Source organism: Paenibacillus sp. BAC0078, assembly GCF_054483875.1.
This window is the reverse complement of the sequence record NZ_JBTLRW010000009.1, coordinates 16,912-42,969: the sequence shown is the minus strand read 5'-3', so window position 1 is coordinate 42,969 and position 26,058 is coordinate 16,912. Positions and strand designations below refer to the sequence as shown.

The following is a 26,058-nucleotide window of genomic DNA, read 5'->3' as shown; positions in this document are numbered from 1 at the left end:
CGCTATATAAGAATAAAGAACTGCCCGGTTATCCAGCCAGCTCTTTACCTTGTCTATATGGTATGGCTCGGGGCAGAGCTACATGCGCAGCTGCTTCTTGAACCAGTCCAGAATTTCCGGGAAGACTTCATCCAGATAATTCATCGTGCAGTGCTCGGCATCCTCCATGTATCTCAGCGTGGTTTCCCCTTTGGCCCAGTTCACCATTTTATCTGCATGGGTCTTGGGCGCAGGCATCACCTCATCACGGCCCGCATGGAAAAAAAGCAGCGGTGAGCGCAGAGCGGGTGCATCAGCAATATCATAATTGAACCGGGAAAGTGCCTCCTCCAGCGTCTTAACTCCCGTCATATACGTAACCCCGCGCTGCCAGATCGGATTCAATTTCCCCAGCCCCTGAATTCCACCGATATAGACCAGCCCGCTATTGCCGGCCGTACATTTCACCCGGGGATCACGGGCTGCGGCCTCAGGCGCCAAATAACCGCCCAGGCTGAAGCCGACGAGGCCGATTCTCTCCAGATCAATCCCGCAGGGCGGCTGCTGTTCAAACCAGTCTATCACTGCTGAAACTGCTGAATGGTAATCATGGGCATCAAATTTCATTGTACGCCACATCTCGCCCTGGCCCGGTCCGTCAAATGTGAAGAAATTAAAGCCCTGCCGGTTAAACACCTCGCTGAAATGATGTCCCTCCGCCTCCTTAATATTGTCCATGCCATTCACAAAAATTATCAGAGGTCTGCCTTCAGTGTCCGCTTTCCTTAAATAGCCCGGGATGTTGACCCCACGATACGGGATATCCACTCTTACAGGCTTCTCTGCTTCGCTGTATAAGGAGAGCGCCCGGACATAGCTTTTTCTTGCCTTGTCCTGTGTAGCCTCCTTCTGCCCGCTGTCGATAAAAAAGATATGCTGTCCCGCATGGTAGCAGGCCACAGCTTGATGGAATAAGGCCTTGGCTGTGCCCAGGCTGCCTTCAGCCAGCGCCCGCTCCGCTTTGCGGTACACCTCATCGCCCTCCTTGGTCCAGACCTGACACCACTGACGCCAATCACCAACTCTCGCCACCACTCTCCGGAGTCTTCCATAATCCAGCCCGAACATTAAAAACCGGCCATACCAGCGCTGATACACTCTCTTTTCATTAAAAACAAACCGGAATGCAAAACGCTCCTTCACCGTTAACTCTATCATGATTGCCATCTCCTTCACTAATAGTAGTTATATATATAATAGCTATAGCAACTATATGGGTAAAAAAATTTATTGTGCGTTCCGGCAAATTTTCTCTAAAGTATGAATGAATTGCGCCAATTCCTCATCCGGGACATCCTTCTTAAATTGTTCATTTAACCGCTTCACATGTGGAATAAGATCAGCGAACATTTTCTCTCCCACTGCCGTCAGATAAATCTGATAGCTCCGGCGGTCCTTGCCATGCGCTTCGCGGGCCACGTAGCCCTTCTTAGCGAGCACATCCAGAATACGCGTAACATTCGTCTTGTCCTTGAAGGTTCTGACGGCAATCTCGCTCTGATTGATTCCAGGCTCCGCATAAAGCACATTCAGCACAGTCCATTGCTCAAAGGTAAGATCATAGCCCCTCTCCATAAAAACACTCAGCATCTTGCGCTTGATCAGCACCTCGCCCTTGATAATCTGATATCCAAGCAGTTCTGTATAATCGTAGCCGCTATCCAAAGTTCCACCTGCCCCAACAAGTTGTTATAACTATAGTAGTTCCAACAACTTGTGTTGTCAAGGGCTTTTGCCGGCATACTGTAAGAAGCTCTTCCTACTACCAGCTTTATCTTCTCCGCGCCGCCACACTGACCACGCCGTAGCGGAAGAGCACTTTGCGGCCAAACCAGCCGAACAGCCGGTCCGTGGCAAAGCCCATGAACCCCAGGCAGAATAGCCCGACAAAAATCCAGTCCGTGCGGAAGAACAACCGCGAATTCCAGATGAGATAGCCAACCCCTTCGTTTGAGGCAATCATTTCTGCACCGATGATGGCCATGTAGGAGGTTCCCATCGCCAGCCGCACCCCCGTGAAGATATACGGAATCGTAGCCGGTACAATGACATGCAGCAGAATCTGCCACTCGCTTGCCCCCATGCTGCGGGCGGAACGGATTTTATCCTCCTCCACTGACATTACACCCGTTAAGGTATTCAGCACCACAATGAAAAAGGTCGCATACATAATCAGCGCAATCTTCGACTGCTCCCCGATGCCGAACCAGACCAGGAACAGCGTGATGAAGGCAATCGGCGGAATAAAGCGGATGAAATTCAGGAACGGCTCGGCAAAAATGCGGATGATATTTACTTTTCCAATAATCAGCCCCACAGGAATAGCCAGCAAACTGCCGAGCACCCAGCCAACCAGCACCCGGTAAAAGCTGATGCCGATATACTGCAGCAAGGTACCGTCTGCAATCAGCTCCTGCCCACCCTTAAGGGTGCTCCAGGGACCGGGGATCACATCAGGACCATACACCCAAGCGCCCAACTGCCAGATGCACAGTGCCGCAATCCACAGCAGGGAGACGGACACCCATTTTTTCTCCACCCATTTCATCATGTATCACACCCTATCCTATTCTTCGAAGTGGCTCTGAATTTGATGGTACAGCGAGTAGAATTCCGGCGAAGCCACATCCCGCGGGAAGGGCAGCGAATTATCGTAAATGTCGGTGATATTAGAAGAGGGACCAACAGACATAATACCGATCCGCTCGCCCAGCAGCAGGGCCTCCTGAATATCATGCGTCACAAAAATAACGGTTTTATGCGTCTCGCGCCAGATGTGGACCAGTTCCTTCTGCATCGTCCGCCGGGTCATCGCATCAAGCGCGCCAAAGGGTTCATCCATCAGCAGAATGGCCGGATCATTTGCCAGCACCCGGGCGAGCTGCACCCGCTGCTTCATGCCGCCTGACAGCTCCTTCGGAAACTTCTCCTCATGCCCGTTCAGCCCAACTAGCCCGATATAGCGGTCAGAGATGGACCGGCGCTCCAATTTGGGCATCTTCTTCATCCGCAGTCCGAATTCCACATTCTCCCGGACGGTCAACCAAGGGAACAGGGACGAGTCCGCCTGCTGGAACACAACCGCCCGGTCTCTACCCGGCTTATTCACCTCTATATTGTCCACTCTCAGATTGCCGCCGGATTTGGAGACAAACCCGGCAATCATATTCAGGAGTGTCGATTTCCCGCAGCCGCTCGGCCCAAGCAGCACGAAGAATTCACCGCCTTTGATCACCAGATTCACATCTTTGATAATGTAATGCACGTCACCGGCGGCAGGCTCACTGTAGCTTTTGCGGAGCTGCTCGATATAAATGGCATGCTGTTTGGCAGATAAGGACATGGGGCACCTCCTGAAAATTTAGTTATTTCGAATATGTCACCTTATCCGGCAGCGCCTTTTTAAGCGGCTCCAGATTCAGCTTGCTGTTCAGGTCAAAGTCCTGCTTAATGATACCCGTATCGACCATATATTTCTTTTGTCCCGTGAGACTGTCATACGCAGCCTGTGTAAATCCAACCTTCCAAGGGCTCTTCGGCAGGTCCTTCAGCGTAGCTTCCTTCGGCTGCTTCACATCCTTGAACATCAGGTCAGCCACTTCTTCAGGATGCTCCTGGGCATAGGCCGAAGCTTCATCCACCGCTGCCAGGAATTCCCCGATTCCACCCGGATTGGCCTGCACGAACGCATTCCCGGCTACCAGCCCCATCCCCAGCCGAACCGGGGTCTTGGACATGTCGGTCAGCTCATGCACGCCTTCAAGCACGGCAAGCTTGTCGGTCAGCGCTGAGCCGCTGAACCAGGCGGCATCTACATCACCTTGCTTCAGTGCAATGAAGGCTTCGTCAAAAGCGCCTTGTCCCGTCAACGTCACATCACTTAACGCGAGGCCCTGTTCCTTCAAATATTCATCCCACAGGTACGGCAGAAAAGTGCCGCGCATGAAGCTTAGTTTTTTACCCTTCAAATCAGCCGCCGACTTGATATCATCCTTTACGAACAGCTTCCATACCGCCGCAGCCTGATCTGTGGCCTGACCGGCGGAAGCAATAATCGAATACTCCCCTTTGGCAACGGCATTAAGCACCGGGAAGTCGGCGCCGAAAGCTACGTCCACCTGCTTGATGAAGAGCGCATTCACACCCTCCGCCGGAGTCCCGAAGTTGACGATTTCCGCCTCAATGCCGTGTTTGGCAAAGATTCCTTTATCCACGGCCACCCGGAAGGTCGGGTTCGTATTGATGTCGGCAATTTTAATCTTCAAGGTGGATGCCGCCGCATCCCCCTTGGAGCTGCAACCGGACAGCACCAGCACTATAGACAAAGATAAGAGCAGAACTGCTGAGTGATACCATGATTTTTTCAAAATTATGCACCTCTTCGTTTATGAATTTCGCTAGCTGTTTCTCCGGCCGCCGCCCTCATCCGCAGTAGCCACACAAGCAGCTCCCTCCATGAACGGCAGCGTTGTTGCTACATTAACCACAGAATCTGAGCCTTTCGGCGCGGCTCCCGGCACTCTGAAGGTGGATACTTCTATCGGCTCAATGGCATTTTCCTGCGGCTTCGCCAGTTGCGGTACCCAGGCATAAGGCACGCGGTAGGAACGGTAGACCATATTCGTATTTCTGCGGTCGGTGTAAGGGGAGATATACTCCCACACCAGCTCATGCTCTGCCGTCACTTCGAACAAGCGGCCATTCGAGCCTTCGGTAATCAGCGTATTGCCGTTCGGAAGCCGCTGGGCTGAACTGATATATGGACTGTAGAATTTATAGGAATCGGTCGGAACAGAGAACCCCGCCTCTGCCGAGGTATACTGCCATTCAATATCCAGCGTTACCGGATTGATTTCCAGCACCCGGGAGTGGTCGCGCAACGCATTCTTTTGCCCAAAAGGTGAAGAAGGATTCGGCAGGCCATACCCGCCCCAGCCGCCGTTGTCGAACACCAGCAGATTGCCTTCGCCCGGCAGCCCCTTCGGAATAATGTGCGCGTGATGCTGGCCGATAATCCAGTCGATATGCTTCACTTCAGGCAGCGAGTAGTCCGGTCCCAGCCGCCAGACAATAGCCCCGGTCTGCTTGTCAGTGATGGCGATAATATTCGCCTCCCGGGCGTCCCAGATAATGTTGTCGGGATGGAAACGCTCATCTCCGTTATCATAGAATTTGTTCGGTCCCACATACGAAGCCGAATTAATATGCAGCCAGTCGCCTACGCCGCCGCCCAGATCACCGAAGGAGCGGGTGTTCGGATCGCGGAACAGGACATTGCGCGCCGCCTCGTCAAAACCCAGCTCATCAAAATGGTCACTGGCCGCCCACTCCCAGACAATGTTGCCCTCCCAGTCCACTTCAATGATCGTGTCATCCAGCAGTTGCTTGTCGGAAATCTGGTGATTATGCAAATTCTTATGGGCTAGAATCAATGTTTTACCACTGTTAGCTGAAGGTTCAAGGCCGGGAGCATAGTAACCGACCGGATTGCCCTCCCGCTGGTAATCATGATGCTGGCGCGCATACCATAGCGGTTCATAGCCGGGGTCCTCGATATGCTCGTAGCTGTTATATTTCCAGACCACATTGCCTTCCCAATCAACCTGCACCAGATCGACATTATCCTGAATCCCAAACTTCGGATCTCTTCGTCCCGTGCTACCGAGCACATAGCCGCCAGGAAGGATTTTGGCCGGAAACCCGATCAGCCCCTGCCACAAATGCACCTCCTTGCCGCTCATATCAATCAGCACAACCCCCTCGTCGCCCGCCTGGAATACGGTGTAGCCGCTCCACGCTTTGCCGGGATTGTATACCGTTGCTCCTGTTGGATATACGGTTGAATGTCCCATGATTCATCCTCCTCAAAGTTTTGTAAGCATAGGCTTCCTTGATTTCACTTCGTACAAAACTCGCTTCGGAAGCTACGCATAAGTTTTGTAAGCATAGGCTTCCATTTCAGTAGCTGAGATAGTTCTTCTTCACACTTGCGCGTGGCTTCTGTTCAAGGGTCTGCAGAAGGGGCGGCTCGGCATTTTGCTCCGCCAGCTTGAGCAGCGTCTCCGAGAATCCTTCCAGATTGCCGATAATCCGCTCATAGAAGCGAGCCTGCTGCTCCAGTTCCTCTGCCGTAAATCCCTCGAACAGAAGCGTAATACATCGGGCCCCGATGTTGCCGTTGCGCGCAACCATCTCCCGTCCTTTCGCCGTAATATCGAGCAGCACCGTGCGCCGGTCATTCTCCTTGCGTCTGCGCACCGTGTATCCACCCGACTCCAGCTTATCGCTCAGCGCTGTTATGGCGCCTGAGGTGAAATCCAGCTGCTCCGCGAGATCGCCGAGACGCTGTTCCCCGTCACGGATAATTTTTTGCAGAATCAGCATGCCCGGTAGAGCAATACCCTCCACGCTTACCCGGTCACGCTCCTTCACGAATCTCCGCACCATTCTGCGGAACAGATCATCCGCTTCCTCCAATCGCTCCCACTGCTTATCATCCATTCGTTTCCCCTGCTTTCCAGTAATCAGATACTCTATACAACAAGGCGTAACACCTTTGAACCACAAAAAGACCCCCGGAACATCCCCTTATGCGGGATATACACGGGAGCCTTTGGCGGTCCAATCAGCTCAGTCATTATTTTCACGGTTATTATTTCACTGTTCATTTAATTAGCAGTGAAGGATTGCAGTAATCATATATCCTTTTATTCCTACCTGTCAAGTAAGTATTTATAATTTAGAGGCCGTCCCTCAGCATTTTCGCTCAGGAACAGCCTCACTCACTTCTCACATCGCTTTTTCCGTCAAATCGCTAACTAAATTTCGCATCCACTTGCGGGAATAAATCCGGGCGTAGCCGAAGCCAAAGCGGACAACCTCCTCAAGCGATATGACGAGATATACAAGGTACACAGGCTGCTTCCAAACGTACGACAGCAGCAGTCCGGATGGGACACCTATCAGCCATGTTGCGGTCGATTCCATAACGAACACGAACTTGCTGTCTCCCCCGCTGTTCAGAATGCCGCCGGCTATAATCATATTGGATACTTTGACCCACAGAAATCCAGCGAACACGATCACAATATAGACACCCATTTGTTTCGCATCCTCGGAGATGTTGAATGCAGAGACATACAGCTTCGAGCCTGCCGCAATAATGCCCCCGACGATCAGAGAGATCACGATGCCAAGGCGGATGAATTTCTTCGCGTGATCGAGTGCGATGTCGGTTTCGTTCGCGCCTAAACGGTTGCCAACCAGTACTCCGGCTGCACTGGACAAACCTGACAACAAACCGATGCACAGCCCTTGCAGCGGGAATGTAATGGTCATCGCAGTCATCTCCATCGTTCCCATGCGGCTGTAGATGATCGCATATGCTGTTTCGCCGAGTACCCAGATCAATTCAGTCAACAGCAGCGGATAGGTCGTTCCAAAAAACTTGCGGATGAGCGGTTTAGGAATAATAAACAAGTTCTTTAGCCCGACAGCCCCCGGTAAACGATACCGGTACACAGCGCCGATGATCAACAAACATTCAAAAACCCTGGAAATAAGAGTAGCTATGGCCGAGCCCTTCAGACCAAGCTCAGGAGAGCCGAAGTGGCCGAAAATAAGCACGTAGTTCAGGATAATATTCAAACCAACTGTAATTAAGCTTACATACATCGGCCATTTGGCATGTCCGGTACTGCGTAAAATCGCGGAATACATCATCGTAAACATGACAGGCACGAAGCCAAGTGACATGAATCTCAAGAAAATATGCCCATCGTCTATTACATTCGCATCTGTGGTGAACATACTCAGAAAAAGCGGTGAGTCGATGAAGACAGCCGCTGAGAACAGGAACGAAAACACAAAGCCGACGAGCAGGCCGAGACCCAGCACCTGGGATACACTTTTGGTATCCTTGTTCCCCCAAAACTGGGCAGCATAAATGGATACCCCCGTTGATAGACCGGCCAGCACAACTGCGATGATCCCGTATATTTTCGTAGACATCCCGACCGAGGCAATCGCCACGTCTCCAAGCTGTCCGACCATCATTTGATCCGTCAAATTGAGGAGTGCCATCAGCAAGCTTTGAAGCGTAACCGGTACAGCGATTTTATACACACTTTTATAGAAATTATCCTTCTCAAGCATGAATTTTTCATAACCCCCATATTCTTGATTTCACAATGAATGTCATATCACTTTTTTATAGCGCATGAGTGTGTAGTTATCCTTGGGCTGGATCTCTACAACCTTGAACTTTTTGGTAAAGCACAATTGCTGATACCCGTCTCCATCCACTAAAGTAATGTTCGAAGCGCCTCCGATGATGATTGGGAGCTGCATCAGAATAATTTCATCAACGATATCCTGATTAAAAATATGCCAGTTCAAAAAGCCGCCGCCTTCTACCATGATGCTGGTAATCCCATAGTTGTCCTCCAATTGCCGCTCAAGCTCCACGAAATCTACTTTATCCTCGCCGCAGATAAGGCACTCCTTCCCTCTTTCCCGGATCTGCTTGATTTTGCCCTCGTCCCGCCCTTTCTCGGTCGTGACGATAATCGTCTTCCCCTCATCCGAGAGCACATTGCTATCCAGCGGAATGTCAAGGGTCGTCGTCGGAATGATGCGGATTGGATTTTTGTTCTCCTCATACCGGTTAGTAAGAAACGGATTGTCTGTCAGGATCGTATTTTTACCAACCATAATGCCCTGCACATTTCCCCGGAATAGATGGATGAACTCGATATCTTCACTGGAAAACAAAGAAAAAAGCTCTTTACTCGAATTACCGGCCCCCATAGTTAGCTTTCCGTCAATCGAAATTTGGCTGAATATCGTTGTTTTCATTTCTCTTCCTCCGTCTCTTATTAGCTTTGAAATGCGCGTGAAGCTTCATGGATGGTCTGTTCCATTTTTGTTAACGCTTGTTCAGGATTACTCAAGGGCAGCTCAGTCAGGCCCGCATTCATCGCTTCCCATACATGGATCATGAAAGGATTAGTTGGCATTGGGCGTGCATGATCTAAAAGCGACAAAATCGTTTTTTTGTTAGGCGCAGCAGAGACAGCCAGACGGTTCAGCACCTCTTCCTGAGCCGGAATCCGCTGCACATCGAGCGTCCACATGGTTTGGCATTCATCACTCAGCATAAAACGCGTGAACGACAGGATATCCTCCCGCTCCCCGGACGTTAACGAATGGTTCGGGTAAATCAGGCCGATGGAAGATGACATCGACAGCGATTGCCGGCCTTCTATGACCGGAAGCTGGCAAACGGCAAGCTTGTTACCCATATGCTTGTCCAGGTGGTTATAAATCCACTCGCCGCAAATAATGGCGCCGATCTTACCGTCAATGAACTGCTCTAGCAAATCTGTGGAGCCGTCGAGACTGACGAGCACGCCTTGATCCATCTTGTCGCGGATGAACTGAAGCGCCTCCTTCATTTCAGGGGTGATGATATCCGGCTTTCCGTTCTTTACAGGCCAACCGCCGAAAGCCGTGAGGAACGGAATAAACCAATAGCCCTGCTGCAAATCTGCCCCGAGAGGCACAATGCCTTGAGCGGACAGCTTCTCTGCTGCCTCCTCGAACATATCCCAGGTCGTCGGCGCACTGGCATAAATCTCCTGATTGTAATACACAACCAGATGGTTGCCCCGAAGTACCGGGGTACCATACTGAACGCCATCCATTTGCATCGTTGAAAGGGCGCCTTCACTCAGCACATCGTCTAACAACCCTACCGGCACTTCGGAGTAAAGGCCATTCTGGACGTAGGAGGACATATCGGCGGGAACCATCGCCAGGTGGGGACCTTTATGGGTATCCTTAATTCGGTTCAACCCCGCAGTCAGCTCCGAAATGTTCATCACTTGTGGTGTAATTTGTACGCCAAATCGTTCCGTATACAGCTTGCAAATTCCCTCCAGCACTTCAATAGAGGTATCTCCCGGACCGTCAAACTCATGCCATAACACGATTTCTTTTTTGTTCTTTTCCATCGCAGCTTCTCTCCCTTAACTGATAAGTTGAACTTTAGATGTTCATATTAGGTACTGGTCGTAACTGCGGGGAATGTTTGGACTTCCGGCCGCTGTTGTCTGCAGATTTCTTGATTATTACCGCTCCTCCAGTTCCAAACTTCCCCTCCGTCACTTCGGCCCTTTTTATATTTTCTTTCGTTCAACTTATATGGCTTGTCTAATATCATTTACGAGCACTAGAGCTTGATTCGGCGCAAGCAGCAGGCTGTCGAGGGTCTGCCCCACACTGCCGCCCGTTAAGGAACTATCCAGTGTCACGGTCATTGGGCATCGTCCGGGTACGGCAGCTCTCAAATCGACGTGGCAAGCATCAGAACTCAAGTTAAAGCAGCACAGCAGCGTCTGATCTCCATGCAGATACCCATATAGCACAGTACCTTCCGGGGATTGAGCCACAAAGAAGTTTTCCGGCTTGACCAGCTGGGGCCAATCCTTCTTGAATTCACTTAACTCAGCCAGCAGCGGCAGCATTGGTGCAGGATTGGTCCAATTAATTTGCATGACATTAAAAAAAGCGCGCGCGATATCCTCTCCGTTCGTATTGTCTCCAAGACCGCAGTTGAGGGGCTGCTCCTCATTCATTTCATAGCCGGTTGTCACGTATGGAATCGCGTTCGGAAGAAATTGATTAAATACCGCGATCATACGGGCAACCTCGACACCGCCTCGGCTCGTGATCCGGGGAGTATCGGCCGTTTCTGCGCAGGCAAACACATGAATACACAGCTCAGGCAGCTCCTCTAGGAATGAAACGAGATTCTCCTTCGTAATTTGCGTCATGACGTTCCATCCGCTGCCAAGCATAATGTTATAGCCGGTGCTCGCCGCCTTCTTGTGGTTGCGGTTGAACAAGTCTTCGCTGATCAAGATCGCATTCGGATTGATCTCTTTAATCGTGTCAAAAATTCGGGTCAAGAGCGGCGTAGGCAGCACATGTCCGATGTCGATGCGGAAGCCGTCAATCCCGTACCTTTCGAGATTGAACCGTACAACCTGCTCCAGAACGTCCCACAGCTCAAGATTCGGCTCATCTCCCGGATAATAGTTACATTTGATCGTATCAAAAAGGACATAGGGCGCTTGATCTGGACTTATAAGATGTCTCACTTGAGGAGAAACATCCTTGTAGAGGCGCAAGAACGTAATATCTGTCCAAACCGGCTGCACATCATTAATCCAATCCGAATGCGCCGGAGCAGTCGTTATCCCCATTTCTTGCTCCACCAAGGTTAATAGTTCCTCCCCGGTTTTAGCAGCCTTTTCCTTTAATTGCTGCCAAAGGACCGGATGAAGTTCATTTGGCGGCAGTGAAAACTTCCGAAGGAACGCTGCGGTTTCTTGGCTGCGGTAGACCGTCTCCAGCTTGTCAGGCGTACACTCCTCAAAAAATCCAAGCTCAGGAACCGGAGGCGGCGCAAAGCCCTCCAATGCCTCAGTTTTGATCCAGTACACCCAATCCGGGTGTTCGGTAATGAACTCACTGTTTTTCGCCGTTACCCGGGGAATGAAATCAAGGACTGTCTTTATATCAAGCAAATGGCAGGCTTCGACCAAGGCGCTGAGCTCATCGTGAATCGTGAACTGCTTCATGCCGTCCAATAGGCTGTCGTGCAGGTTCTGGTCTAAGTGGAATAACGATTGCACCGCGTAAGGTGATCCGATATCCCCCTTCAGGTTCAATTTGCTGTACTGGTTAACCGGAAGCATGTACAGAATATTGATCCCCATCTTTTTCAGCAGCGGCAGAAGAATGCAGAACCTTAAAAAAGTACCTGATTCGATTGTTCCGTCATGGTTATAGTCCCAAGCAGTCGAATAGCGAATTAGCGTGGAATAGATCGCGCTGTCGTCCAGATCCGTACGTTCCTTGAGCGAATACCTCCATGAAAGCTTGTCCAAGTAATTGAAGTGCTCCGTCATAAAATCATACGGATGTACACAAATCTCACCGTCTTTTTCGGAAAGAACACGCTCATATTGGCACTCGTTCCACACAGCAGGTATCCAGATCGGCTCTATATCCTTATCTTTGTGTGCAGACAGGTAATCCTGAACAAGTCTAAAATTGCTGTCTTTACTCATTGGCAGGTGCCACCTCTCGTTGATTGTAGTTCTATGTTTAGGCAAGTGGAAACGGCTACGCCGTCCTTAAAAGGACGGTATCCGTTTCAGCGAGAAATATAAGGATAATTTATAGTGTGAAACATATAAATTCTTATATTTGAACAAAAACCGTCTTGACGGTTTCACTCCTAACCACCTTCAAAGAGTTCAATTCATAGCCGATTAGCTCGTTAATTGCTGTTTCATATTGATTGAGCTTAACTTTTCTGGTTACCAGCTTCTCCAGCTCCGGGGTCTCAGCGGCAAACCGCAAAGCCTCCTCGAACATGTAGCGGTATTCGCCTGCTCCGATAATTTTGATGGCATTCTGTACGAATTTGGTAGGAGAAAAGGTATACTGGTACTTCGCATTAATTCCAAAAGGAATGATGCGGCCCCCACGCTCAATCCATCTCTCTGCCACTTCGAGCTGAGTACCCACCGTGTCGATAATCAGATCAAACTTATGACCTGAGCAGATCTCGTCTACGACAGCTTGATCTAATTGGGACGGTGTTAGTGCATAATCTGAAAATCCTCTGGCAAAGGCCAGCCGATATGGATTGATTTCCGTCGCAACGGTGAGCGCCGCTTTTGATTTGCTAACAATTTGACTGAGCAGTCCCATCGGACCCGACCCGATAACGAGTACCTTATCATCTGCTGATACGTTAGCTTCTTTGAAATTGTGCAGCACACAGGCTAGCGGCTCAATCAAAACCCCTGCTTCCCAGCTCATATGATCCGGGAGAAGGTGTGCAAACGTTTGTGCAGTAGAGTAAAAAAAAGTGAACGTCCCATTTCGGTTCAAACCCGCAATAGGCATCCCCTTGCCGTCGGTACCCGTACACAGGTGCGGCTGTTTCTTCAGGCAAAAATAACATTCGCCGCAGCTTAGATTCGGATCAATAACTACGCGGTCCCCCACCTTAAGGCGGTCAACCTTACTGCCGATTTCGATTACAGTCCCTACAGCCTCATGACCGCGAATGATCCCTGGAACTCCCTCCTCTTTACCGGTTATGACCGCCAGATCCGTTCCGCAAACCCCTGTCATCTCAATCCGAATCTTGACCTCATCTGGAGCTGTAATCAGCGGCTCTTCACATTCGCACAGCTCCAGCCGGTGGTTGGATGTCCACACCAGTGCTTCCACATACGTTCTTCCCTTCTATTTTTTTATAGATTCGAGAAAAAGTGCTTAATATTCACCCAGAATATACCACACCGCATAAGTCGAAGTAAGGTGAATGTTGTCGATGAATGTTAATGATTTGTAATTTTCACCGGCATACCATATATTTACAGGAAATTAGGCAAACAACAACAAAAACCCAATCAACACTTTCATACGTTGATCGGGTTAAATTTTTTAGATAAATGCCGGTTTGATAAATTCCAGAGCACATTTACAGTTATAGTCAGCGATATCCTTGGCAAGCTGTTGATCCGGATACCCGCGATGAATCAGCTTCAAACCGCCTGAAATCAAGGAAAGATGGTGATGGAATTTATAAAATAACATCCTGTTCGGATCGAGGTTATCCTGCTTCAAATACCGGTAGAAATCCCCAAAGCGAAACTCCAGAAAGCTGTGTTCATGCTCAATATCAAAGAACTCGGCTCCGTCTATATCAATTAAGATGGGCTCCAAATGATCTGTGACCAAAACATGATCAGGACCCAGCTCCCCATGTATAAATCCATAACGGCTTCTAGGCTCAATTCCCGATTCAAGCTCGTGCAGTTTATCAAGCAGCTTGCTATGATTTTCTCTGATGCTGTCAATATGCCGGGAAGCATAGAATAACTGCAATTTTGCATTTTCCAATTGGGCAAGATGGCATTGCCCCGTGTTGTTCCCGCTATGATTGGCCTTCCCGTAAGTACTTCTTTCGCCCGCGTGCATGCCGGCAATCATATCCCCCAACTGCTGAAAAACCTCATCTTTAACCCGCAGATCGGAATGGTGGAAATAATCTTCAGCCTTCTGGCCCGCTACATACTCAACAAGAGCGTAGTCGAAAGTGTAGCGATTTCTTTCCTTATTCAAATCATAAAGAACAGGGGTTTGAATGGAATGTTCAATTAAATACCTGTTGTTTATCTCAAATAATTCACTACCGAAGGATTGGGCATTTATATGATTATTAGCTATTTCCTCTTGAAAATAATTCATCGTAAGATCCCACACATACATAACGCAGGAAAATCCATTAGTGCAGTCTATCTTGTAGACCACCTTTTGTGCACCACCATGCATTTTCACAACATTTGCGATTGAGTAGCCCGCACCAAACACCTTAACTATATACTCCTGCAGACTGGCAGGATCGAGGTGACAACAAGATTCCAAGGAATAACACTCCATTTCTTCTTTTATTGCCGGCTACCTCACTGTATTATAATCCCAGGCAAAAATATAGACTGTTTCTTCGGTCTCTGTTATGATGTTGAATAAGGTCTTGAAAAAAATAGCCATACAAAACAGCCTTTGGAATCATTCCAAAGGCTGTTTTTTTATGATTGTATTCTGATTACTTGATAATAACGTATTCCAGATTAACCAGCTTGGCATAGGTAACAATTTGGTCTGTCGTCAAGTTCAAGGAAACAACGGTATGATGGCCGCCGCCGTTCTCGATCCAGGCCTTAACTCCATCCTGGAAGTTAGGCTTAACTTTCCACAATACGCGGGCCACTGGAAGCTTAGGAGCTGGAACCGTAGGTTCAAATGCCGTAACTTCGTTGATCAGCAGCTTGTAATGAGTGCCGAAGTCAGCCATGGATACAACTACGCCTTCTCCTGCTTTGCCGTCAAACACCAGGCGGGCCGGATCTTCACGGTCGCCAATACCCAGCGGAGATACGATGACTTTTGGTTTGTTGCTTGCAAGGCTTGGATCTACCTCAAGCATATGGGATTGCAGAATGGCTTCCTGACCTGCAGCCATTTCATAAGTGTAGTCTTCCATGAAGCCTGTATTCAGGTTATGGCTCATCACTTTCATCAAGCGGTCGAGTGCAGCGGTCTTCCAGTCGCCTTCACCGGCGAAGCCATATCCCTGTGCCATCAAACGTTGCACCGCAAGGCCCGGAAGCTGCTTCATGCCGTGCAGGTCCTCAAAGTTTGAAGTGAAGGCATTGTAGCCGCCGTTATCCAGGAAGCGTTTCAGGGCGATTTCATAACTTGCCTGAACCTTGACGCTAGCTTCCCAAGCTTCCTTGCTGTAAGTGCCGTAGTCAAATTCATAAAGCTTTGCATATTCCGCAAACAAAGCATTAATTTCTTCTTCCGTAACCGCGTTCACGTACTGAACAAGGTCTCCAATGCCGAAATAGTCAACGGTCCAGCCGAATTGAATTTGGGCTTCAACCTTATCCCCTTCAGTAACGCCGACGTTGCGCATGTTGTCGCCGAAGCGGGCAACCTTAATGTTAAAGCTTTCGTTATAAGCAACTGCTACGTCCATCCAATCCGCAATTTGCTTCTGTACTTCAGCACGTTCCCAGTAGCCTACTACCACTTTATTTTGTTTCTGCAGACGGGCATTGATGAAACCATATTCCCGGTCGCCATGAGCTGCCTGGTTAAGGTTCATGAAGTCCATATCAATCGTTGCCCAAGGGATGCTCTCATTGTATTGGGTTGCCAGATGCAGCAAAGGCTTCTGCAATAATTTCGTTCCGCGAATCCACATTTTTGCCGGGGAGAAGGTATGCATCCAGGTGATGACACCGGCAACCTCGTCACGATAGTTAACTTCTTTCATGATGGAGGTGATTTTATCTGCGCTGACAGCCAAGTCCTGCAGTACAAGCGGGTAAGGCAGAACACCGCTATTATTGAGTGCATCGGTCATAGCCTGAGCATGGGCCTTAACTTCTCCCAGTGCTTCTTCTCCATAAAGATGCTGCGATCCTACGACAAACCAGAATTGTTTGGCACTTACTGTTGACATGATGCTCATCCTCTTCTCTTTTGATAGTTTGTATTATTTCTGCCCGTAGTAGGCGTCTTTCCCATGTTTCCGCAAATAGTGTTTATCCAAGATCCGCTGCGGCAATTCTTCGGCAAAATGATTTAATTCCCGTGCGAACAAATTCATTTTCGAAACTTCTTCCAACACGACGCTGTTCATTACTGCAGATTTGGCATCTTTGCCCCAGGTGAATGGAGCATGACCCTTGAGCAGGACACCGGGAACTGCCATAACATCCAAGCCCCGCTGCTCAAAAGTTTCGATGATGACACGTCCGGTCTCTGCTTCATAACCGCGGTCAATCTCCTCCTGGGTCAAGAACCGGGCACATGGTACAGAGCCATAGAAGGTGTCGGCATGAGTAGTCCCCATTACAGGAACATCAAGTCCGGCCTGAGCCCAGACAGTCGCCCAAGTCGAATGCGTGTGCACGATGCCGCCGATCTGGGAATAATGCTTGTATAGCACAGCATGGGTCGGTGTATCGGAGGAAGGTCTCATTTCTCCCTCAACCACATTGCCGTCAAAATCGACAACTACCATGTCGCTCGGCTTCATCTTCTCATAATCCACGCCGCTAGGCTTGATTACGAACAAGCTGCTCTCACGGTCAACCGCGCTCACATTGCCCCATGTATATTTGACGAGTCCATGCTTTGGCAGGTCCAGATTGGCCTGGTATACTTCTTCTTTCAACCGCTCTAACACATTAATCCCTCCAGTTCTCCACTAGATTATCTACAGCAGCCTGCTCAATCGCCAAACCTTTGGTGTACCGTTCCATAAAGGTTTCAAAGCCTTTAACGTCAGAACCATCCGGGTATATTTCTTGGCCCTCAACATTGCTGAAAACTTTGGCGTCGAGGAAGTCGTCCAGACGTTCCTGTCCATCTTTGTTCATCATGTAAGAAGCGAGAATAGCCATTCCCCATGCCCCGCCTTCTCCGGCTGTTGCCATAACGGAAACAGGGACATTGAGCGCTGCTGCAACAATTTTTTGTCCAACGATAGGGGTTTTAAACAAACCGCCGTGAGCCAGAATGCTGTCAATTGCGACGTTTTCTTTCTTTGTCAAAATATCCATTCCGATTTTCAAAGCAGCAAAAGCCGTGAAAAGATGAGTCCGCATGAAATTGGCCAAATTGAAGTTACTCTCAGGTGAGCGGACAAACAGCGGCCGGCCTTTTTCGATTCCGGTGATATTTTCGCCTGAGAAATACCCGTAGCTAAGCAAGCCGCCGCCATCCGGGTCTGCTTCCAAAGCCTTGTTGAACATAACACTGTATAAATGAGCCGTATCCACCTTTTGTCCCGCTGCTTCAGAAAATTCACGGAACAAGCCCAGCCAGGCGTTGATATCGCTTGAGCAGTTGTTGGCATGAACCATGCCGACCGGGCTGCCGTTTGGAGTGGTTACCATGTCGATTTCAGGATATACGGTTGAAAGTTCGTTCTCTAATACAATCATGGCAAAAACCGAAGTTCCTACGGAGATATTGCCGGTCCGTTTTCTCACGCTATTCGTGGCAACCATCCCTGTTCCGGCATCGCCTTCCGGAGGACAAAGCGGAATGCCTGGCTGCAGGTTTTCAGATTGATCCAGAATTTTTGCTCCGGTTGCGGTTAATACCCCTGCCTGCTCGCCGGCGGTATAGACCTTAGGGAGAATATCCTTCAGCTTCAAGGAGTAGCCTTTAGCCGCAATGAGTTCCTCAAACTGCTTAACCATCGCTTCATTGTAATCTTGTGTGGCTTCATCTATCGGGAACATACCCGAAGCATCTCCGACACCGATGGCCTTATTGCCAGTCAGCAGCCAGTGAATGAAACCGGCTAAAGTCGTAACAAATTCAATACGAGGCACATGCTGCTCTTTGTTTAGTATGGCTTGATACAGATGGGCAATACTCCACCGTTCAGGGATGTTGAATTGGAATTTATCCGTTAATTCTTTAGCGGCAGCGCCGGTTGTTGCATTACGCCACGTCCGAAACGGAACAAGCAGCTCGCCCGTGCTGTCAAACGCCATATACCCGTGCATCATTGCAGAAAATCCGATCGAACCAATGGTTCGGATGGTGACTCCATATTTCCGTTCAACCTCTTGCTTCATTTCACTATAGGCCTCTTGCAGACCCTTGATAATCTCCGCTAAGTTGTACGTCCAATACCCGTCTACCAAAAGATTTTCCCACTCATAGCTTCCAGATGCGATCGTCTCAAAACGCTGATCAATCAGTACTGCCTTGATACGTGTGGATCCAAATTCGATACCAAGTGAGGTTTCTCCCTTAGTAATCGCTTGCTTAATGTTCTGATCCATAATCACGTTACTCCCCTCTATGACAACTGTTTTAACACCTATAATCGAAAGAAGGCGCTTTCCCTTATTGACAGCCTTAGTATATTTTTTGTTCGTACATTTGTCAATACAGAATAGCAGATATGCCTACAAATTTTACAATAGACAATTCTATGCTTTCCTTATACTGTTTATACATATATAAGTTGAACTAAAGAAAACATAAAAAGGGCAGAAGTGACGGAGGGGAAGTTTGGAACTGGAGGAGCGAACGCGTCCGCCTTTGTCTGCGGATTTCCACCGCGAAGAGCGGTATAAATCAAGAAATCTGCAGGCGGGCAGCGGCCGGAAGTCCAAACATTCCCCGCAGTTACGACCAGACCCCCATATGAAAATCTATGGTTCAATTTACATAGAAAACAAAGGATTATAATAAGTTCATAAGCATGTTATGATATGTACATACAAATATTGTGGGTGAGTCAATTAGTATTAGAACAACTTTGGAGGAAGTGAGTACAATGAAACCAAAATATCAGGTTATCCTTGAAGATATAAAAAGCAATATTCTTTCAGGAACGTATAGCGTAGGTGAACAAATCCCTACAGAATCCGCTTTGCAGGAGATGTATCAAGTAAGCCGGCAGACAGTGCGGAAGGCCATTTTAGAGCTGTCGAACGAGGGCTTTCTAAGAAGTGAAAAAGGATCAGGCACTTATGTCAGCAACCAGTTCCGATCCAAATCCGGCGGGAATCCCAATAATCGGACCATCGGTGTGATCACGACCTACATTTCGGATTACATCTTTCCCTCCATTATCCGCGGGATTGAAGGCCGATTGAATGAGGATAACTATTCGTTGCTATTAGCCAGCACCAATAATGATGTTGCGCAAGAAAAGAAAGCCTTGGAAATGATGCTGTCCTTTGGCGTGGATGGTCTAATTATTGAACCTACGAAAAGCAATCTATATAATCCGAATATCGCTTACTACCTGTCATTCAAGGAGCAGGAGGTCCCTTTCATCATGATCAATGCTTATTATGAAGAGTTGGAGGTTCCTTTCTTTTGTCTGGATGATGTACAGTCCAGCTATCTGGCGACCAAAGAATTGATTTCGAAAGGACATACCCAAATTGGGATTATTGCCAAAATGGATGATTTACAAGGGAAATATCGAATGAAGGGGTATATCAAAGCTCTTGGAGAAGCCAAATTACGGTTTCATCCCGAGCAGGTGCTCTCCTTCGATACCGAGACGAAGCAGGACCTGTCCACCAACCTAAAGAAATTTCTGACCGAAAATAGAGACACGTTAACCGGAATTGTCTGCTATAACGACGAGGTAGGGCTTGAGGTCGTAAATGTGTGCAGACAACTTGAGCTATCCGTTCCAGAAGACTTATCTATTATTGGTCAGGATAATTCTTATATTGCCAAAAATGCGAACATCAAGCTAACGACCTTGACCCACCCCCAGGAGCAAATGGGACGCGACGCCGCCGATTGGGTCATTAAGAAACTGCAGGGAAAGAAGGATTTACGAAACAGCACCTATTATCAACCTGTTTTGGTTGAAGGGGAGACTGTGAAAGCGAGATAGGGAGAAAGCCCCTGCAGAGCTTCGGCTGCTGCAGGGGCTTTCCCGTTAATTAGATAAAGAATCTGCCCACGCATCGACAGTTACCACCTCTGCCTGACGGGGGAACACTTTCTCGGTTAGAACGCGATGAACCTCGGGGTCGGCATCAATACAGGCATCGGAAAGCACCGTAAGGGCAAAATCTTTATCTGCCGCTTCACGCAAGGTCGATAGAACGACCCCGCTTGTGGAGATGCCGCTAAGAATGAGCGTGTCGATCTGGCGGGACCGGAGGATCACCTCAAGATCACTTCCGGCGAACGCGCTCACCCGAACCTTGGTCACAATGGGTTCGTCCGGCCGGGGCTGAACGGATTCGCTTATTTGCATCGCCGCTTCCGGGGCCGCCGCTGTTCCCGCCCGGCTGGCAATTTCCGCGAACATTTTGTTTCTGGAGCTAATCTCAGGATAACCGGCACGGAACGCGACCCGTACATAAATCACGGCAATAGCGTGACTGCGTGCAGCTTCAATAGCCTTTTGGAACGGAAGCAATGCCTTCTCATTGTCTACGAACCGCGATACGACGCTGTTTTGCATATCCATGATCAATAGTGCGCTTTTGCCCGGCGAATTGTGCATGTGTTATTTAACTCCTTTTCCTCGAAGTGGACACGCTTGAATCACTTGAATCAATTGCAAATTTCAATCTCATCATAAACGGAGGTATACCTCCGTTTAAAATTATACGGAGAATCCTCTCCGTTTGTCAATCAACCGCTGGTGATGTACTATTTACAATGAGGTGTTATCCCAAGATGTCCAAAAAGAAAATTTCAGTTGGAAGCAGTGACACTACAGAATCCGTCGTCACGCCTCCCGTGAAGGCATTGCGTGCAGATGCCATAAGAAATCGAGATAAGCTTCTCCAGGTTGCCCATAAGGTGTTTACGACCGAAGGCGTCTCCGTTTCGATGGATGAAATCGCCCGGCGTGCCGGTGTAGGCGTAGGTACTGTTTACCGGCATTTCCCGACCAAGGAGGATTTGTTCGGAGCCGTCATTGTCAGCCACAAATCGCGTCTTATCGAAGAAGCAAATCAATTGCTGTACCACGACGATCCGGGTGAGGCGTTCTTTCATTATTTTGCAAAAATTATACGTGAGGGGATTGCAAACAAGGTGATAACCGATGCCCTTGTTAGCAGACTGAATAACGGTGGGCGTTCGGAGGTTGCGAGGGACTTTTGGCGGGGAATTGACAATCTTCTCGGCCGCGCCCAACAAAGCGGCTCCGTCCGGGCTGATGCGAGCATTGAGGATATCAAAATCCTGCTTACCGGCATCTTGCAGGCAGCCGGAGACGGCGAAACTTTCCCGGACCGCGCCGTGTCGATTCTATGCGACGGCCTTCGCGGGAATGCCAAATAACCGCTTGCTGCTCCCGGGATCGCAAGCGGTTAAGGCGAAGTTCCGTATAGAAAATTACGTGGAGATTTCACATTCAATCCATAGAACTTCGAATACAGAATCGATCATTGGTGAAGATGTCGACTCAGAATAATATCGATGCCCATTCACGTCCTATCTGCGTCAAATTTATACGAGTGGATGTGGTATATACAGCTCTTCTAAACTGGTAATTTCTTCAGACGTCAATTTAACCGATAACGCCGAAATTGCATCTTCGAGATGGCTGATTTTGGTCGAACCGATAATCGGTGCCGTGACCTCCTCCTTTTGCAGCAGCCATGCAAGTGCAATTTGTGCGCGCGGAATTCCTCGGTTAGCGGCAACCTCAGCAGCTCTTTTCGCGACTATGCGATCAGCCTCTTCCGTTTTAATAAACAACGCCTTTGCTACTTGGTCATTCTCGGATCGCGAGGTCTGCTCATTCCAATCCCGGGTTAACCGTCCTGCAGCCAAAGGAAGGTAAGGAGTGATGCCAACACCCTCATCTTTACAAAGGGGGATCATTTCTCTTTCTTCTTCCCGATAGAGCAAGTTAAGTCTATTTTCCATAGAAACAAATCGTGTCCAGTCGTTGCGCTCTGCGACATGCTGAGCTTTCGCAAATTGCCATGCCAACATGGAGGATGCTCCGATATATCTGACCTTGCCCCCCTTAACTAAATCGTGAAGAGCCTCCATTGTCTCCTCAATAGGCGTATTAGGATCCCAACGATGGATCTGGTACAGATCAACATAGTCTGTCCCAAGCCGTTTTAGGCTATTATCAATTTCGGTCATGATGGCTTTGCGGGAAAGCCCCGTTGCATTTGTGCCTTTGCGCATTGGAACAAATACCTTTGTACTGATGACGACTTCGTCACGACGAGCAAAATCCTTTAAAGCACGCCCGAGAATTTCTTCACTCGTTCCGTCAGAATACATATTAGCACTACTGAAAAAGTTGATGCCCAATTCGAGTGCCTTTTTAATAATGGGTCTGCTTTTCTCCTCATCCAGCGACCATGGGGTATTGCCGCGTTCAGGTACTCCAAAGCTCATGGTTCCAAGGCTTAACTTTGAAACCTCTAATCCGCTGCGTCCAAGTTTTACATACTTCATTTGATAACACGCTCCTTAAGTATATTTGGAAGGTTTCCACGCCTTCAGGTTGTCTTATATCTCGACACCGATCCCGTGTTCGAAGCTGCTTCAACAACGGAACTGAAGTCTCGCATTTGAAAACGTGCCCGTCAGTCCGTAGCGAGATCCTGCGAAAATTTGAAGAACAATTCCTTGATTGACTCCGGTGACCAAGGCAACGGGTTTATCATGCATAGGCATGAACTCCTTTCTTGTGTACTTGATGGTCGATCATGTACCTCAAATATTAGGTTGACATATCAACCTTGTATTTATCAGATCTCGCTCCGGTTGACACATCAACCTGTATGCACTTTAGCACCTTGTGGTTGATATGTCAACCGCGGTATTATATTTGCATGAATATGAGCGAACTAAACGAAGACGAAATGCACATATGGAATATGTGGAAAGGCTCCTTTAAACGAATCTTCGGTCGTGTTGTAAAGGAGATGTCTGACCACACGGGACTATCAGAGGGTGATTTTGGAGTACTAGACCGTTTAGTCCAATTTGGGAATGGTAAGCTCCGCCAACATGAATTAGCTGACTCAATGGACTGGGATAAGAGCCGGCTATCACACCATCTAACGCGGATGGAAAAACGCGGTCTCGTTCTGAGGAAACCACTAGACACAGATCGCGGTGTTCAAGTCATCATTACTTCGGCCGGAAAGTCAGCCTTGGATGAGGCCCTTCCCATAGTCTCAAAGTCAATACGCAAGCATTTTCTAGATCTATTAACCGATCAAGACATTGAGTCGATTACTAAACTGTCGGAGAGAACAAAAAAGCGATCGTAGCCCCAGGTATTCCCTGTTGCCTTGATCGCTTTTTTGGTGGTGTACATGCTTTCACTAAACAGGTATAAGCGATGGAAACAAAGGCCAATATAAAGCTATCTGTTATGCAAGGAGCCTCGGCACATGACGTATGGAGAAATTCTATTTCGTACGGCAACGTCTTTCGTTGCTCTACTCGTTTTGACGCGTCTGCTCGGTAAAAAACAAGTCGGACATCTAACGTTTTTCAATTATGTTACAGGGATCACCTTCGGCTCCACGACTGCCGAGATTATCGTCAACAGACACATCACGCTGCTGCAAGGAATATCTAGCCTGGTCTTATGGTCGCTCTTGGCGTTCATTATTGCACTCATCGGATTGCGCTCCGTCAAAGCGCGTGAGATTCTCGACGGCCAGCCTACGATTCTCGTCAAACAAGGAAAGATTCTGGAAAAGGCATTGGCTAAGCAGCACCTCAACATCGACGATTTAAGCATGCTGCTTCGGAACAAGGATGTCTTCTCACCCGAAGAAGTTGAAATTGCAATTCTGGAGCCTGACGGTCAGCTCAGCGTGTTGAAAAAAGAAGAGCTGCTGCCTGCAACAAAAAAAGATATAAAAGCAACCATTTCGCCTATTCGCAGAATCCCGACTGAGCTTATTGTTGATGGTAAAATCGTAGAAAAAAACCTCAGAAAAATAGATGTCTCCGTGGTCTGGCTCAACCAGCAATTAAAGAAAGCCAACATTCATTCTATAGATCAAGTATTTTACGCAGAGCTCCAATTGGACGGGACGCTGTATATCGACAAATATCAGGATTCGATCCCGGAAATAGACCCGGTAGCGACTACTTGAGTATTTTCTTTGTAGACTGCTAAATGAAATCTAACCTATGCGGCTTTAACCGAGTGTGTATCCCTCCGCTTGCGCCGAAAGAACGGCTTGCCTTTCGACCAATTGATGAACGGCTGCTCTATGACATAATAAGAGATCACCGCCGCCGCATACGAGATTACGACGACGGATACACTGATGCCGAGCCATCGCCACACGTCATCAATCCCGGATTGGTGATAATCCTTTATGCCGTACTTTTCGATTAACGTAATGAACAAATAGTGCCAAATATACAGGCCGAACGAAATTTTTGCGGTAAACCGGAAAAAGCGGTTATCAAGCCAGCGCCCTAATATCACGCTGAACGGTGCCGACAACAACACGACTCCGAACAAAATGGCATAAGCCGGGAAGTAGTACGGTTGCTGCTGAAAGCTGAAGTCAAATTCGCCCCGGTGGCGCATTCGCCAGAGCAGCAAGCCGGCAAGCCCCAAAGCGACTGCCCCGATTGCATCGAACAACCCAAATTTGCGCAACCGCTCGATCGCTGTGCCGCACCGCATGATTGCTGTCGTTACGCCCGCCGCCAGGATGCCGATGGTGAAGTGGCCGAAGAACCCGACCGGATTGTAATTCGGCATCCAGTATTTTGCACCGCCAAGCTGACCAAATCTCCAACCCCGGCCCGTCTCGCTAGGCGTAAACCACTGATGTACGAGCGAGTTGGCGACAAGCACCAATCCAAACGCTACAACCCAGAACAAGATCGCTTTTCCGAACGAACGCCGCTTGCTGAGCATAAACAATAAAGCCATAAACAAAGGCATAAGCATGTAGCAAAACACCTCGAAGCTAATCGACCAGAATGGCCCATTCAAGTCGGACGGAAAAAACGTTGTATAGTGGAAGCCCGCCGTAAACGTGAAACCCGTTAGGATTCGCCGCCACAAGAACTGCGTAGGAATGTCCAGCCTCCATACGAGCAATAGACAAACCAGGAATGAAACATAGAAGCCAGGCATAATTCTCGCAGCACGACGCACTGCATACGTTCGGATACTTGGATACGGCTCATTTTCCAAGTAAGCGCTCCAAAAGGGAAACGACAACAAAAATCCGCTTAACACGAAAAACAAGCTCACCCCGCTGTTCCCAAGCAAGAAAACCGACTGCACTTCTTGAAGCCAAGGCTTTTGTGCGGGCATCGCCAGCCGTTGTGACAAATGATGCAGGATGACGGACAGGCAAGCAATAGCACGAACGCCATCTGCTCCTGTTAATCGGGTACTGCCTAACCGAAGCGTTGACATCAGCTCAATTCCCTCTTTTCCCAAATGATTTCCCGAACGGATGAGCATCCGCGTAGACAACGAAAGGGCCGTCGAACTGAACAGGGGAACTGATGCCTGGAACACCGCAGCCGTATGTACACTACTCCCATTCGCAATGGCGCTGTACATTGATTTCAGGTACTATATCTTTCAATAAATCACAGAAAAATCCTTCAACGCTCATATTATTCAATACAAAAAAATTCAAAGACCGAAATCCAAAATTGTATCATTCAACTATTGACTCGATATATAAATCAAAGTAAAGCTAATTGAACCAGACGCTATTAATACGGACTTTGGTGGAAGATCAATGGAATTCTTTTTGCGTTTCAGGGAAAATTGGCTGAGATGGAAAAACACCCGGCGCTCATTCATATGAAAGAACCGCAATTAATTGAAATGGGCAGCTACATTCTGGATAGTTTAGTACAGTAGAATTGATA

General features: G+C 48.5%; 23 protein-coding genes. 4 read left to right on the top strand and 19 right to left on the bottom strand.

The window, feature by feature from the left end; translation table 11 throughout:
- Nucleotides 1–78: 78 nt before the first annotated feature.
- From ACX1DY_RS17685 to ACX1DY_RS17610, 16 genes are all read right to left on the bottom strand, one after another.
- On the bottom strand, nt 79–1,197 hold the full coding sequence (locus tag ACX1DY_RS17685) for an alpha/beta hydrolase family protein (protein ID WP_458965514.1): 1,119 nt from the start codon (nt 1,195–1,197) through the stop codon (nt 79–81).
- A 69-nt stretch (nt 1,198–1,266) separates the two neighbouring features.
- Entirely contained in the window at nt 1,267–1,704 is a 438-nt protein-coding gene (locus ACX1DY_RS17680) for a MarR family winged helix-turn-helix transcriptional regulator (RefSeq protein WP_458965513.1), read from the bottom strand.
- A 106-nt stretch (nt 1,705–1,810) separates the two neighbouring features.
- Nucleotides 1,811–2,587: an ABC transporter permease gene (locus ACX1DY_RS17675; RefSeq protein ID WP_458965702.1), complete on the bottom strand. Its 777-nt coding sequence runs from the start codon at nt 2,585–2,587 to the stop codon at nt 1,811–1,813.
- Nucleotides 2,588–2,605: 18 nt separating this feature from the next.
- Nucleotides 2,606–3,382, bottom strand: coding sequence for an ABC transporter ATP-binding protein (locus ACX1DY_RS17670; RefSeq protein WP_458965512.1), 777 nt, complete (start codon nt 3,380–3,382; stop codon nt 2,606–2,608).
- Between the two features lie 22 nt (nt 3,383–3,404).
- Entirely contained in the window at nt 3,405–4,406 is a 1,002-nt protein-coding gene (locus tag ACX1DY_RS17665; RefSeq protein ID WP_458965511.1) for an ABC transporter substrate-binding protein, read from the bottom strand.
- Nucleotides 4,407–4,436: 30 nt separating this feature from the next.
- Nucleotides 4,437–5,891 carry an aryl-sulfate sulfotransferase gene (locus ACX1DY_RS17660; protein ID WP_458965510.1) on the bottom strand — a complete coding sequence of 485 codons (1,455 nt, stop codon included), beginning with the start codon at nt 5,889–5,891 and terminating at the stop codon, nt 4,437–4,439.
- Nucleotides 5,892–5,997: 106 nt separating this feature from the next.
- On the bottom strand, nt 5,998–6,540 hold the full coding sequence (locus tag ACX1DY_RS17655) for a MarR family winged helix-turn-helix transcriptional regulator (protein WP_458965509.1): 543 nt from the start codon (nt 6,538–6,540) through the stop codon (nt 5,998–6,000).
- Between the two features lie 288 nt (nt 6,541–6,828).
- Entirely contained in the window at nt 6,829–8,193 is a 1,365-nt protein-coding gene (locus ACX1DY_RS17650) for an MATE family efflux transporter (protein ID WP_458965508.1), read from the bottom strand.
- 42 nt (nt 8,194–8,235) lie between these two features.
- The gene (locus tag ACX1DY_RS17645; RefSeq protein WP_458965507.1) at nt 8,236–8,895 is read right to left on the bottom strand and encodes a dihydrofolate reductase family protein; all 660 of its coding nucleotides are present in this window, start codon (nt 8,893–8,895) and stop codon (nt 8,236–8,238) included.
- A 20-nt stretch (nt 8,896–8,915) separates the two neighbouring features.
- A complete protein-coding gene (locus ACX1DY_RS17640) occupies nt 8,916–10,052 on the bottom strand; it encodes a sugar ABC transporter substrate-binding protein (RefSeq protein ID WP_458965506.1) in 1,137 nt (378 codons plus the stop codon).
- A 186-nt stretch (nt 10,053–10,238) separates the two neighbouring features.
- A complete protein-coding gene (locus tag ACX1DY_RS17635) occupies nt 10,239–12,176 on the bottom strand; it encodes an alpha-amylase family protein (protein WP_458965505.1) in 1,938 nt (645 codons plus the stop codon).
- A 133-nt stretch (nt 12,177–12,309) separates the two neighbouring features.
- Nucleotides 12,310–13,353, bottom strand: a complete 1,044-nt coding sequence (locus tag ACX1DY_RS17630) for a zinc-dependent alcohol dehydrogenase (RefSeq protein ID WP_458965504.1) — start codon at nt 13,351–13,353, stop codon at nt 12,310–12,312.
- Between the two features lie 216 nt (nt 13,354–13,569).
- On the bottom strand, nt 13,570–14,508 hold the full coding sequence (locus tag ACX1DY_RS17625; RefSeq protein WP_458965701.1) for a phosphotransferase: 939 nt from the start codon (nt 14,506–14,508) through the stop codon (nt 13,570–13,572).
- 226 nt (nt 14,509–14,734) lie between these two features.
- The gene (araA, locus tag ACX1DY_RS17620) at nt 14,735–16,159 is read right to left on the bottom strand and encodes an L-arabinose isomerase (RefSeq protein WP_458965503.1); all 1,425 of its coding nucleotides are present in this window, start codon (nt 16,157–16,159) and stop codon (nt 14,735–14,737) included.
- Between the two features lie 33 nt (nt 16,160–16,192).
- Entirely contained in the window at nt 16,193–16,888 is a 696-nt protein-coding gene (locus ACX1DY_RS17615; protein ID WP_458965502.1) for an L-ribulose-5-phosphate 4-epimerase, read from the bottom strand.
- Nucleotide 16,889: 1 nt separating this feature from the next.
- The gene (locus ACX1DY_RS17610) at nt 16,890–18,503 is read right to left on the bottom strand and encodes a xylulokinase (RefSeq protein ID WP_458965501.1); all 1,614 of its coding nucleotides are present in this window, start codon (nt 18,501–18,503) and stop codon (nt 16,890–16,892) included.
- A gap of 500 nt (nt 18,504–19,003) precedes the next feature.
- Here ACX1DY_RS17610 and ACX1DY_RS17605 point away from each other — a divergent pair, with 500 nt between their 5' ends.
- On the top strand, nt 19,004–20,086 hold the full coding sequence (locus ACX1DY_RS17605; RefSeq protein WP_458965500.1) for a substrate-binding domain-containing protein: 1,083 nt from the start codon (nt 19,004–19,006) through the stop codon (nt 20,084–20,086).
- 45 nt (nt 20,087–20,131) lie between these two features.
- On the opposite strand, the gene ACX1DY_RS17600 is transcribed toward ACX1DY_RS17605, so the two are convergent.
- The gene (locus ACX1DY_RS17600; protein WP_458965499.1) at nt 20,132–20,707 is read right to left on the bottom strand and encodes a cysteine hydrolase family protein; all 576 of its coding nucleotides are present in this window, start codon (nt 20,705–20,707) and stop codon (nt 20,132–20,134) included.
- Between the two features lie 176 nt (nt 20,708–20,883).
- Here ACX1DY_RS17600 and ACX1DY_RS17595 point away from each other — a divergent pair, with 176 nt between their 5' ends.
- On the top strand, nt 20,884–21,495 hold the full coding sequence (locus ACX1DY_RS17595) for a TetR/AcrR family transcriptional regulator (protein ID WP_458965498.1): 612 nt from the start codon (nt 20,884–20,886) through the stop codon (nt 21,493–21,495).
- A gap of 168 nt (nt 21,496–21,663) precedes the next feature.
- On the opposite strand, the gene ACX1DY_RS17590 is transcribed toward ACX1DY_RS17595, so the two are convergent.
- Nucleotides 21,664–22,635, bottom strand: a complete 972-nt coding sequence (locus ACX1DY_RS17590) for an aldo/keto reductase (protein WP_458965497.1) — start codon at nt 22,633–22,635, stop codon at nt 21,664–21,666.
- 329 nt (nt 22,636–22,964) lie between these two features.
- Here ACX1DY_RS17590 and ACX1DY_RS17585 point away from each other — a divergent pair, with 329 nt between their 5' ends.
- Complete coding sequence (locus ACX1DY_RS17585; protein WP_458965700.1) at nt 22,965–23,459, top strand: MarR family winged helix-turn-helix transcriptional regulator; 495 nt, start codon at nt 22,965–22,967, stop codon at nt 23,457–23,459.
- Between the two features lie 123 nt (nt 23,460–23,582).
- Nucleotides 23,583–24,299 (top strand): YetF domain-containing protein, encoded by a 717-nt coding sequence (locus ACX1DY_RS17580; RefSeq protein ID WP_458965496.1) that lies wholly within the window; start codon nt 23,583–23,585, stop codon nt 24,297–24,299.
- A gap of 35 nt (nt 24,300–24,334) precedes the next feature.
- On the opposite strand, the gene ACX1DY_RS17575 is transcribed toward ACX1DY_RS17580, so the two are convergent.
- A complete protein-coding gene (locus ACX1DY_RS17575) occupies nt 24,335–25,591 on the bottom strand; it encodes an acyltransferase family protein (RefSeq protein ID WP_458965495.1) in 1,257 nt (418 codons plus the stop codon).
- Nucleotides 25,592–26,058: the final 467 nt, after the last annotated feature.